The following is an 11429-nucleotide window of genomic DNA, read 5'->3' on the forward strand; positions in this document are numbered from 1 at the left end:
TTGGCGCGCGTCCGCCGACGGCGCGAGGCCGGGAACGAGGACGGGGTGGCCTTCGGCACGGGTCCCGTGCGAGGAAGACCACCCCTGGGTGGATCACATCCGGTGGACGACCGGTGGAACTACTGCGGCGTCATCCGCCCCACCATGTCCGGGTGCTCCTTGAGCCACGCGGCGACGGCGTCCTCCTCGTGCCCCTGTCCGCGCTGCTTGATCTGGCTCTCCAGGCTGCCGAGTTCGTCCTCGGTCATCCGGAAGTTCTTGATCCACTCGGTGAGCTGCGGGTACTGGTCCGGGAACTTCTCGCTGGAGATGGTCCGGATCGTGTTGCCCTCCCCGAACAGCTTCTTGTCGTCCGCGAGCTTGGTGAGCTCGTACTCGCTGTAGGCCCAGTGCGGCGACCACAGGACGACGGCGACGGGCTCCTTCTTGGCGTACGCGCGCTTCAGCTCGGCCAGCATCGCGGGCGTGGAGCCGTCGACGACCTTGTACTCCTTGTCGAGGCCGTACCCCGGAAGCACCTTGTTCTTGAGGAGGTTCATCTCGCCGGTGCCCGGCTCGATGCCGATGATCTTCCCGCCGAAGGTGCCGGACTTCCCCTTGAGGTCGGCGAGGGACTTGACGTCCTTCACGTACGACGGCACCGCGATCTCCAGCGACGTCGGCCGGTACCAGGTGCCGAGGTCCTTGAGGTCGTCCTTGTGCTGGTCCCAGTAGTTGGCCTGGGCGTACGGCAGCCACGCGTCGAAGTTGAGGTCGATGTCGCCGGAGGCCAGGCCCGTGTAGACGGGACCGACGTCCATCTGCTTGAGGTTCAGCGTGTAGCCGCGACGGGCCAGCACGTTCTTCCACAGGTAGGTGACGGCGACGTCCTCGTCCCAGGGGAACCAGGCGACGTCCAGCGGGCGCTTCGCCTCGGCCGGGGCTGCCGCGCTCTTGACCGGCGCCAGCTTGTCGACGACACCCGGGTTCTTCTTCAGCCAGGCGCGCACCGCGTCCTGCTGCTTGCCCTTGCCCGCCTTGTTGATCTCCGCTTCCAGACTCGTGAGCTGCTGCTCGCTCATCCTGAAGTTCTTGAGCCACTGGCCGACGACCGGGTTGTCCTGGGCGAAGCCCTTGCGGGAGAGGGTGTGCACCCCGTCACCCTTGCCCCAGGCGCCCTTCGGGTCCTTGAGCTTCTTCAGCTTGTAGTCGCTGTAGGCCCAGTGCGGCGACCAGAGGGTGACCACGACGGGCTCCTGCTTGGCGTACGCGCGCTTCAGCTCGGCCAGCATCGCGGGCGTCGAGCTGTCGACGACCTTGTACTCCTTGTCGAGGCCGTACTCCTTGAGCACCTTGCTCTTGAGCAGGCTCATCATCCCGGCGCTGGACTCGATACCGGTGATCTTGCCGCCGAACCGGCCGGCCTTGCCCTGGAGGTCCGCCAGGGAGTCGACGTCCTTCATGTAGGCGGGCACGGTGAGCTCCAGGGAGGTCGGGCCGTACCAGGAGCCCAGGTCGTCGAGCTGCTTGCCGTACTTCTTCCAGTACTGCTCGTGCGTGGTCGGCAGCCAGGAGTCCGTCTCGAAGTCGATGTCGCCCTGGGCGAGGGAGGTGTAGAGCGGGCCCGCGTCGAACTGCTTGGCGTCGACCTGGAATCCGCGCTGTTCGAGGACCTCCTTCCACAGGAAGGTGGAGGCGACGCCCTCGTCCCACGGGATGTAGCCGATGGTGACCTTCTTGCCCTGTCCGACGTTCTTGCCGTCGGCCGCGGTGGACTCGCTCGCCCCGCCGCCGAAGACGCTCATGCCGCCCGCGACGAGCGCGAGCACGACGACGCCGACCACGGCCACCGCGGGCCGGGGACGGTAGGACCAGATCTTCAGGCCCTGCGCGGCACGCAGCTTGGCGGCCGCACGGCGGCCCAGCGGCGAGACCTGGCTGCCGAGCGAGCTGGTCATGCGGTCGAGGTAGATCGCCAGGATCACGATGGCGACACCGGCCTCGGAGCCGAGACCGACGTTCAGCTGGCCGATGGCCTCGTTCACGTCGCCGCCGAGGCCGCCCGTGCCGACCATGCCCGCGATGGCGGCCATGGACAGGCCCAGCATGATGACCTGGTTGACGCCCGCCATGACGGTGGGCAGCGCGAGGGGCAGCTGGATGCGCAGCAGCGTGCTGCGCGGTGTGGTGCCGAACGCGTCGGCGGCCTCGACGAGTTCCTTGTCGACCTGGCGGATGCCCAGCTCGGTCATGCGGACGCCGGGGGCCAGCGCGAAGATCAGTGTGGCCACGATGCCGGCGGGGCCGCCGGTGCCGAAGAACAGGATCGCCGGGATGAGGTAGATCATCGCGGGCAGCGTCTGCATGAAGTCGAGCACCGGCCGCACCAGGCCGCTGACCCGGTCGGAGCGTGCCGCCCAGATGCCTACCGGCACGGAGATCACGAGTGCGATGAGCGTCGACACGAGGACGAGCGACAGGGTTACCATCGCGTCCTCCCACAGGCCGAGGGAGTCGATGAAGGCGAATCCCGCGAAGGCGAGTACACCGGCGGAGGCGCCGCGCAGCCAGAAGGCGACGACCGCGAAGATGCCGGCGAGGAGGAGCGGCTGAGGAGCCTGGAGGACGGCGTTGATGCCGTCGTAGGCGCCCTCGAAGACGACCTTGAAGAAGTCGAAGAGCCACGCCATGTGGTGCAGCAGCCAGTCGACCGCGTCGTTGACCCAGTCGCCGAAGGGAATCCTAGGCATCGGCCTGCACCGCCTTGTTCAGCTTGCCGTCGCCGTCACGCGGGGTGACGCAGGGCTGAGGCGCCCCCTGCTCGTCGCCGAGGAAGCCGACCAGCCGCTGCCGGGGCACGACGCCGACGAGGTCGCGCTTCTTGTCGACCACGGCGACCGGGTGCGACAGCCTGGCGCTGATGGCGCACAGGTCCACGAAGGAGGTGTCGGGCGTGGCGGTCTCGCAGGAGCAGTCCGCCTCGTCGCCGCGTACGTCGGTGTCCATGACGGCTCCCGCGGTCAGGACGCGCGAGCGGTCGACGTCCTGGATGAAGGAGGCGACGTAGTCGTTGGCCGGGCGGACCAGGATGTCCTCGGCGGTCCCGATCTGGACGATACGGCCGTCACGCATGACGGCGATCCGGTCGCCCAGCCGCATCGCCTCGTTGAGGTCGTGCGTGATGAACACGATGGTCTTCTTGAGCTTGCGCTGGAGCTCGATCAGCTGGTCCTGCATGTCGCGGCGGATCAGCGGGTCGAGCGCGCTGAAGGACTCGTCCATCAGCAGCAGGTCGGCGTCGGTGGCGAGCGCGCGGGCGAGGCCGACGCGCTGCTGCATGCCTCCGGAGAGTTCGTCGGGCCAGGACTTCTCCCAGCCCGCGAGGCCCGCGAGTTCGAGTGCCTCGGTGGCCCGCTTCCGGCGTTCGGCGGTCGGCACGCCCTGGACCTCCAGGCCGTAGGCGGCGTTCTCCAGGACACTGCGGTGCGGGAAGAGAGCGAAGTGCTGGAAGACCATGCTGATCTTCTTCGAACGGACCTCGCGCAGCTCACGGGCGCTGAGTTCGGTGAGGTCCTGGCCGTCGAAGCGTACGTGTCCCGCGGTGGGCTCCAGCAGTCCGTTCAGCATGCGCAGGAGCGTGGACTTGCCGGATCCGGACAGGCCCATGACGACGAAGATCTGGCCGGGCTCCACCGTGAAGGATGCGTCGATGACCGCGGCGGTGGTGCCGTCGGCCCGCAGCTCCTCGCGGTCGGTCCCCTCGCGGAGCCGCTCCACGGCCTCTTTCGGTCGTCTGCCGAACACCTTGTGCAGATGTTCGGCTTCTAGCCTGGATGACACGTGTACCTCTCGTTCGCCCGGTTGGAACGGTCCGCACGGCCGCACGGCCGCACGGCCTGTGCGGTTGAAAGCGCAACCGACTTCGCTCAGAGGCGGCGCCTGCCCCCGCTTACGCGGAGCAAACACGAGAGTGGCCCACGTCACCGCCGGTGCCACGGCACTGTCGGTGGCGTACGGCATGATGCGGAGCGTGACAGAGCAGACGCGACGACTCATGCTTCTCGACACCGCCTCGCTGTATTTCCGCGCCTATTTCGGTGTCCCGGAATCCGTGAAGGCCCCGGACGGCACACCGGTCAACGCCGTGCGCGGGCTGCTGGAATTCATCGACCGCCTCGTCAAGGACCACCGCCCCGACGCCCTGGTGGCGTGCATGGACGCCGACTGGCGCCCGCAGTGGCGGGTCGACCTCATCCCGTCCTACAAGGCCCACCGGGTGGCCGAGGAGCACGAGGGAGGTCCGGACGAGGAGGAAGTCCCGGACACGCTGTCACCGCAGGTCCCGGTCATCGAGGCCGTCCTGGACGCGCTCGGCATCGCCCGCGTGGGCGTCGAGGGGTACGAGGCGGACGACGTGATCGGCACGTTCGCCGGCCGCGCCACCGGCCCGGTCGACATCGTCACCGGCGACCGCGACCTGTACCAACTCGTCGACGACAAGAGGGGCGTTCGCGTCCTGTATCCCCTGAAGGGCGTCGGCACGCTCCAGCTCACCGACGAGTCGTGGCTGCGTGAGAAGTACGGCGTGGACGGCGCCGGATATGCGGATCTGGCGCTGCTGCGCGGCGACCCGAGCGACGGTCTGCCGGGCGTGCCGGGCATCGGCGAGAAGACGGCCGCCAAGCTGCTCGCCGAGTTCGGCGACCTCGCCGGGATCATGGCCGCCGTCGACGACCCGACGTCCCGGCTGACGCCGTCGCAGCGCAAGCGCCTCGACGAGTCGCGTCCGTATGTCGCGGTGGCGCCCAAGGTGGTCCGGGTCGCGGGCGATGTGCCTCTGCCGGACGTGGACACCACACTGCCGCACGCGCCGCGGGATCCGGCCGCCCTGGACGCGCTGGCCACGCGCTGGGGTCTGGGCGGCTCGCTCCAGCGACTGCTCTCCACCCTGCACGCATAGCCGAACTCTTCCGGCATGAGTGATACCGCCCCACGCATAGGTGACGCAGAGAAGAGGGTGCTAACTTAGGTAAACCTAAGCATGTGATCCAGGAGGCCGTCATGGCAGAACGCCCCGCACGCAAGCCCCGGAAGCCCCACTCCGCGCAGGTCGTGCGGACGGAGCGGCTGAGCCCGCACATGCAGCGTGTCGTGCTGGGCGGCGACGGTCTGGCCGACTTCACCGCGGGTTCCTGCACCGATCACTATGTGAAGCTTCTGTTCGGCCCCGAGGGCGTCACGTATCCCGAACCGTTCGACATGGAGCGCGTCCGGGCGGAGTTCCCGCGCGAGCAGTGGCCCGTGACCCGGACGTACACGGTGCGGGCGTGGGACCCCGAACACCGCGAGCTGACCCTGGACTTCGTGGTGCACGGCGACGAGGGGCTGGCGGGGCCCTGGGCGCTGCGGGCCCGGCCGGGCGAGGTCGTCCGGTTCATGGGTCCCGGTGGCGCCTACGCCCCCGACGCGGACGCCGACTGGCATCTTCTGGCCGGTGACGAGAGCGCGCTGCCCGCGATCGCGACCGCCCTGGAGGCGCTGCCCGACGGCGCCGTGGCGCACGCCTTCGTAGAGGTCGCGGGACCGGAGGAGGAGCAGAAGATCGACTCCGACGTGGAGGTCGTCTGGCTGCACCGCGGAAACCGGCCGATCGGCGAGGCGCTGGTGGAGGCGGTTCGCGCGCTGGAGTTCCCGGCGGGTCGGATGCAGGCGTTCGTGCACGGCGAGGCGGGCTTCGTGAAGGAGCTGCGCCGGATGCTGCGCGTCGAGCGCGAGATCCCGCGCGAGGACCTGTCGATCTCCGGCTATTGGCGCCTCGGCCACAACGAGGACGGCTGGCAGGCGTCGAAGCGCGAGTGGAACGCACAGGTGGAGGCCGAGCAGGAGGCGTCCGCGTAACCCGCACGGGGCGGCCACGCACACGTGACCGCCCCGGTGAGCACCGGCGGGCACCGGTGGCCACGGGTGGGACCGGTTCGGCCTTCGCCCGGCTCGCCCGGTGCACGCTGCCGCACCGACCGCCGCCCTTAGCCCTTAGCCCTTCCTACACCGACCGCTGGTACGAGCGGAACGTGCGGATCGACAGCCACACCGACACCACCGCCAGCGCGAGCAGACCGCCTCCCCTGCCGAACACGTCGCTCCAGTCGGGGTGTTCGGACAGTGCCGAGCGGCCCGCGACCATCGCCCAGTCGAGCGGGTTGAAGTCGGCGATGTGCCGCATCCAGCCGGGCATCCCGGACGGGGCCATGAAGGCGCTGGACAGGAACGTCAGCGGCAGCAGCAGGAAGGTGTTGATGCCGATGATCGACTCCCGCTCCCGGACCAGCATGCCGAGCGCGTTGGACAGTGCCCCGAAGACCGTGCCGAGCAGCACCGAGGCGACGACCAGGACCGCGACGCCACCGAGGCCGCCCGGATAGTCGGCGCCGCCGAGCAGCCCGAGCAGCACGATGACGACCGACTGGAGCGCGGTCACCACGCCGTTGTTGACGACGTTGCCGTTCATCAGGGCCGCACGGCTCACGGGTGTCGTGAGGAACCGGTCGAGGGTGCCGCGCTGGATCTCGTCGAGCGTGGTCATGCCCGCCCACATGTTGGAGCTGAGCGCGCTCATCACGACGACCCCGGGCACGAGGTAGTCGAGGTACGAGGTGGTGCCGAAGCCGCCGAGCTCGACGACCTTCTTGAAGAGACTGCCGAACAGGAACAGCCAGACCACCGGCTGGATCAGAGTGATCAGCAGGTACGCGGGCTGCCGTACGAACACCATGAGCTGACGCTGGGTCATGTACCAGGTCTGGGAGACGGCGGTGCTCATCGCACACCTCCGGCGACGGCGAGGTCCTGGGCGGACTCGGCGTCCGCCTCGGAGTAACGGCGGCCCGCGTAGCGCAGGTAGACGTCGTCGAGCGAGGGACGGGCCACGGTGGCGGAGGCGACACCGACCCCGGCGCGCTCCAGCGTGCCCAGCAGGGCCGGCACCGCGCCGGCACCGTCGTCGGCGCGGACGCTGACGCGCCGGCCGTCGAACAGCGCCTCGTGCACGCCCGGCAGCGCGGTGAGGGCTCCGCTCAGCAGCGTACGGCCGTCTTCACCGACGGCCTCCCGCAGCTCCACGTGGACGGCGTCACCGCGCAGTTCGCCCTTCAGGCCGTCGGGGGTGCCCTCGACGACGACCCGGCCGCGGTCGACGATCGCGATGCGCTCGGCGAGCCGGTCGGCCTCTTCGAGGTGGTGCGTGGTGAGCAGGACGGTCAGTCCCTCGTCGCCCGCGAGCCGGGCGATCTCGTCCCACATCGCGGTGCGCGCCTGTGGGTCGAGTCCGGTGGTCGGCTCGTCCAGGAAGAGCACCTCGGGGCGGTGGACGAGCCCCAGGGCCACGTCCAGACGGCGGCGCATGCCTCCCGAGTAGGTCTTGACCTGGCGTTTCGCCGCGTCGGCGAGAGTGAAGCGGTCCAGCAGTTCGTCCACGCGACGGCTCAGCGCCGCGCCCTTGAGGCCGTACAGCCTGCCCTGGAGCCGGAGGTTCTCCCGGCCGGTGGCCACCGGGTCGGCTCCGGAGTTCTGGGCGACCACGCCGATCGCACGGCGCACCCGGTCCGGGTGGCGCCGCACGTCGTGGCCCGCGACGGTGGCGGAGCCCGAGTCGGGGCGGGCCAGGGTGGTGAGGATCTTGACCGTGGTGGACTTGCCGGCGCCGTTCGGACCGAGGAGTCCGAGCACGGTTCCGGTCGCGACGGTGACGTCCATGCCGCTGAGCGCGGTGACGTCGCCCGGGTAGGTCTTGGTCAGTCGGCGCGCCTCGATGGCGGGCGCGCGGGTGGTACTCATGTCGACGGCTCTCCTGAGTGAGCGGTGATCTCGGGCAGGGCCGAGCCGATCCGCGTGAAGAGCACCGGGCTATCCTGGGTGTGCCGCACCTCGATGGCCCGGTCTGCCGCACGGCGGAGCCGGTTCGGGGTTCGAGACCCTGGCGGGGCTGCTGCAACAGCTCTGCCGGGGTCTGTTTTCTCGGTTACTTTCCTTCGAGGCCGCCGCCCTCCGGATCCTGGAACTCCGGCGGAGCCTCACCCGTTTCGAGGAAGGTCCGCCATTCCTTGACGCCGGGGAACGTGCCGTCCTTGATCTCGGTGAGGAAGCCGCGGACCCAGACGGCCTGCGCCTCGATCATGTGCAGTTGGTACTCGGACTCGACGAGGAAGAGCCGGGGCAGTGTCTCGGACAGCTTCGCCAGGCCGCCGCGCAGGCACGCGGCCTGCACCTCCAGCATGGTGAGCCGCTCCGCGAGCAGCCGCGCCACCTCGTCGGGGTGCAGCACGCACATCAGGGAGAGCGCGGCCTCGAAGATCGGATACTCCCGCGCCGGGACGGCGAGCAGGTCCGACAGCCACTCCATGGCCTCTTCGCGTCCGGCGTCCGTGATGCCGTACAGGGTGCGCTCGGGCCGGTTGCCCTCCCGCTGCACCTCGGCGACCTCGACGAACCCGTGCTTCTCCAGGTTCTGCACGACGGTGTAGAGCGAGCCGTAGTTGATCTTCAGGCTGGCGTCCTTGCCGCGTCGGCGCAGGGTCTGGGCGATCTCGTACGGATGCATCGGCCGCTCGGTGAGCAGCACCATCACAGCGAGGGCGAGCGGGTTGCCGAGCTTCCGGCGTTTGGCCGCCACGGCATCCACCCCCTTCGCCCCGACGGTCGCCAACCGTCGCAACTCGTCACCGAATATCCGTGGCCGAACATATCGCGACCACCGCGAGTCGTCAATACACACGATGTATCGCGTTCTGTGGATCCCCGCAAGGGCGTGAGGAGTTAGGTGCGCCCCGGACACGGACGCGTGACGCCGGCGAAACAGCCCGTCCCTAATTTCTGTCGCTCGACAGGAATCCTCGCGCCGCTGTGCGAAAGCAGGTTGCCGCCATGACGAGCACCGCCCCCGCCGACGTCCGCCCCGACCCGCCGCGGCCCGACGGGGCCACGGGTCTCGCCGAGTTCGGCTACCGCCAGGAGCTGCACCGCAGCCTCGGCCGGTACGCCTCGTTCGCCGCCGGCTTCTCCTTCATCTCGGTCCTCACGACCGTCTTCCAGTTCTTCGCCTTCGGGTACGCGTTCGGCGGCCCGGTCTTCTTCTGGACGTGGCCGGCCGTGCTCGTGGGCCAGTTGGCGGTCGCCGCCTGCTTCGCGGAACTGGCCGCGCGCTACCCCCTCTCGGGCGCGATCTACCAGTGGTCGTCCCGGCTGTCGAACCTGTCCTTCGGCTGGTTCGCCGGCTGGATCATGGTGATCGGGCAGATCGTGGTGGTGGCCGCGGCGGCCCTCGCGCTCCAGATGGTGCTGCCCGCGATCTGGTCGGGCTTCCAGCTGGTGGGCGACGACCCGGCACCCACCAGCGCCGACGGCGCCGCCAACGCGGCCGTCCTCGGCGTGATCCTGCTGACCCTCACCACCCTCGTCAACGTCGTCGACAACCGCGTGATGTCGGCCGTCAACCGGATCGGGGTGACCGCCGAGATCATCGGCGCGGTCCTGATCATCGTGCTGCTGTTCACCCACTCCGAGCGCTCCCCCGGCATCACGTTCCACACCGGCGAGGGCGGCACCGGCCTCTTCGGCGCCCTGATGGTCGGCTCGTTCATGGCCGCGTACGTGATGATCGGTTTCGACAGCGCGGGCGAGATGAGCGAGGAGACCCACAACCCCCGCCGTACCGCGCCGCGTACGATCCTCACCGCACTCGGCGCGGCCGGCCTGCTCGGCGGTCTGATCGTCCTCGGCGGGCTGCTGGCCGCGCCCAGCCTCACCGACGGCCGCCTCGGCGTGGACGGTCTGAGCTACGTCCTGACCAGCAGCCTCGGCGACGGGGTCGGGCGCGCGCTGCTCGCCGACGTGGCGGTGGCCGTCGCGGTGGCCACCCTGGCCATCCAGACGGCCGCCTGCCGCATGCTCTTCTCGATGGCGCGCGACGGACAGCTGCCCTTCTCCGGCCGGCTCGCCAGGGTCGCCCCGCGCACCGGCATGCCCGGTGCGCCCGCCCTCGTCGTCGGTGTCCTCGCGGCCGCGCTGCTGCTGCTGAACTTCGCCTCGCCGGATGCGTTCCTGGCGATCGGCACGACCTGCATCGTGATGCTGTACCTGGCGTACGCGATGGTGACCGGGCCGCTGCTGGTGCGCCGGCTGCGCGGCGGGTTCGGGGCGGGCGGCACCGACGAGACCGGCGCCCCGCTCTTCTCCCTCGGACGCTGGGGCGTCCCCGTGAACGTCCTCGCCCTGCTCTACGGCCTCTTCATGACCGTCAACCTCGCCTGGCCGCGGGCCGCCGTGTACGACCCGGCGGGCGGACACTGGTACTTCCGCTGGTTCACCCTGCTGTTCCTCGGAGTGACGGTGCTCGCGGGTGCGGTGTACCGCGCGTACCGGGTGCGGGCGACGGTCACCGAGGCTCCCGAGGTGGTACCGGCCTCGTACGCTTGACCAGGTGAGACGCAAGCCCCGGATTCCGCCCTCCCCCCTCCCGCAGCGCGACGGGGTCGACCCCGTACGGGTCAGGCTGCCGTGGGACGGGGGCTGGGCCACCGTCCGGGACCATCTGGTCGAGCGGCTCTCGGCGGGGACCGGGGTGATCGACGCGATGATCGGCGCGGGGCTCATCGTCGGGGAGGACGCGCAGCCCGTGACCGCCGACGCCGCGTACGTGCCGGGGATGTTCGTGTGGTTCCACCGGGAGCTGCCCGCCGAGGAGCCGGTGCCCTTCGCCCTCGACGTGGTGTATCGCGACGAGCACATCGTGGTGGCGGACAAGCCGCACTTCCTGGCCACCACCCCGCGCGGCAGTCATGTGGCCCAGACCGCGCTCGCCCGGCTGCGGCGCGAGCTGGAGCTGCCCGCGCTCGGGGCCGCACACCGACTGGACCGGCTCACGGCCGGGCTCGTGCTGTTCACCGTGCGCCCCGGGGAACGCGGCGCGTACCAGACGCTGTTCCGCGACAAGCTGGTCCGCAAGGAGTACGAGGCCGTGGCGCCGTACTCCCCCGGTCTCGCGCTGCCGCGGACGGTCCGCAGCCGGATCGTGAAGGAACGCGGGGTGCTGGCCGCCCGTGAGGTGCCCGGCGAGCCGAACGCCGTCAGCGGGATCGAACTGCTGGAACGGCGCGGCGCGCTGGGCCGCTATCGGCTCACGCCCAGCACGGGGCAGACCCATCAGCTCCGTGTGCACATGAACGCGCTGGGCGTGCCGATCCTCGGCGATCCGCTCTACCCCGTGGTGACCGGCCCGGTGCCGGCCGGCGACTTCAGCCGTCCGCTCCAACTACTGGCGCGCGTCCTGGAGTTCACCGATCCGGTCACGGGGCGGGAGCACCGGTTCACCAGTGCGCGGGACCTGGAGGCCTGGACGTCGTACGAGGCGTGGGCCGGGGCGGACGGGGCCGCGTCGCATCCTGCCGGGCCCTGAT

At 70.1% G+C, this 11429-nt stretch carries 9 protein-coding genes; 4 read left to right on the forward strand and 5 right to left on the reverse strand.

Features of this window, described 5'->3' with window-relative positions:
• Positions 1–119: 119 nt before the first annotated feature.
• The gene (locus ACZ4IF_RS20505; RefSeq protein ID WP_467564699.1) at positions 120–2729 is read right to left on the reverse strand and encodes an ABC transporter permease/substrate binding protein; all 2610 of its coding nucleotides are present in this window, start codon (positions 2727–2729) and stop codon (positions 120–122) included.
• On the reverse strand, positions 2722–3819 hold the full coding sequence (locus ACZ4IF_RS20510; RefSeq protein WP_467564701.1) for a quaternary amine ABC transporter ATP-binding protein: 1098 nt from the start codon (positions 3817–3819) through the stop codon (positions 2722–2724). The genes ACZ4IF_RS20505 and ACZ4IF_RS20510 overlap by 8 nt, the downstream gene beginning before the upstream one ends.
• A 181-nt stretch (positions 3820–4000) precedes the next feature.
• On the opposite strand from ACZ4IF_RS20510, the gene ACZ4IF_RS20515 reads away from it, so the two are divergent.
• Together ACZ4IF_RS20515 and ACZ4IF_RS20520 are read left to right on the forward strand one after the other, a co-directional pair.
• Positions 4001–4939, forward strand: coding sequence for a 5'-3' exonuclease (locus ACZ4IF_RS20515; RefSeq protein WP_467564819.1), 939 nt, complete (start codon positions 4001–4003; stop codon positions 4937–4939).
• Positions 4940–5040: 101 nt separating this feature from the next.
• Positions 5041–5877 (forward strand): siderophore-interacting protein, encoded by an 837-nt coding sequence (locus ACZ4IF_RS20520; RefSeq protein ID WP_467564704.1) that lies wholly within the window; start codon positions 5041–5043, stop codon positions 5875–5877.
• A gap of 145 nt (positions 5878–6022) precedes the next feature.
• On the opposite strand, the gene ACZ4IF_RS20525 is transcribed toward ACZ4IF_RS20520, so the two are convergent.
• From ACZ4IF_RS20525 to ACZ4IF_RS20535, 3 genes are all read right to left on the reverse strand, one after another.
• The gene (locus ACZ4IF_RS20525; RefSeq protein WP_467564706.1) at positions 6023–6799 is read right to left on the reverse strand and encodes an ABC transporter permease; all 777 of its coding nucleotides are present in this window, start codon (positions 6797–6799) and stop codon (positions 6023–6025) included.
• Positions 6796–7812 (reverse strand): ATP-binding cassette domain-containing protein, encoded by a 1017-nt coding sequence (locus tag ACZ4IF_RS20530; RefSeq protein WP_467564708.1) that lies wholly within the window; start codon positions 7810–7812, stop codon positions 6796–6798. The genes ACZ4IF_RS20525 and ACZ4IF_RS20530 overlap by 4 nt, the downstream gene beginning before the upstream one ends.
• 184 nt (positions 7813–7996) lie before the next feature.
• Positions 7997–8647, reverse strand: coding sequence for a PadR family transcriptional regulator (locus tag ACZ4IF_RS20535; protein ID WP_467564710.1), 651 nt, complete (start codon positions 8645–8647; stop codon positions 7997–7999).
• 251 nt (positions 8648–8898) lie between these two features.
• Between ACZ4IF_RS20535 and ACZ4IF_RS20540 the strand changes: the two genes are divergently transcribed.
• Both ACZ4IF_RS20540 and ACZ4IF_RS20545 read left to right on the forward strand, forming a co-directional pair.
• A complete protein-coding gene (locus ACZ4IF_RS20540) occupies positions 8899–10449 on the forward strand; it encodes an amino acid permease (RefSeq protein WP_359498060.1) in 1551 nt (516 codons plus the stop codon).
• 4 nt (positions 10450–10453) lie between these two features.
• Positions 10454–11428, forward strand: coding sequence for an RluA family pseudouridine synthase (locus tag ACZ4IF_RS20545; RefSeq protein WP_467564712.1), 975 nt, complete (start codon positions 10454–10456; stop codon positions 11426–11428).
• Position 11429: the final 1 nt, after the last annotated feature.

Source organism: Streptomyces sp. NPDC025784 (assembly GCF_055558435.1).

Excerpts from the sequence above, each read along its gene's own strand:
- ACZ4IF_RS20520 (WP_467564704.1), top strand. The coding sequence starts at position 5,041 with ATGGCAGAACGCCCCGCACGCAAGCCCCGGAAGCCCCACTCCGCGCAG.
- ACZ4IF_RS20525 (WP_467564706.1), bottom strand. The coding sequence starts at position 6,799 with ATGAGCACCGCCGTCTCCCAGACCTGGTACATGACCCAGCGTCAGCTC.
- ACZ4IF_RS20540 (WP_359498060.1), top strand. The coding sequence starts at position 8,899 with ATGACGAGCACCGCCCCCGCCGACGTCCGCCCCGACCCGCCGCGGCCC.
- ACZ4IF_RS20515 (WP_467564819.1), top strand. The coding sequence starts at position 4,001 with ATGCGGAGCGTGACAGAGCAGACGCGACGACTCATGCTTCTCGACACC.
- ACZ4IF_RS20530 (WP_467564708.1), bottom strand. The coding sequence starts at position 7,812 with ATGAGTACCACCCGCGCGCCCGCCATCGAGGCGCGCCGACTGACCAAG.
- ACZ4IF_RS20505 (WP_467564699.1), bottom strand. The coding sequence starts at position 2,729 with ATGCCTAGGATTCCCTTCGGCGACTGGGTCAACGACGCGGTCGACTGG.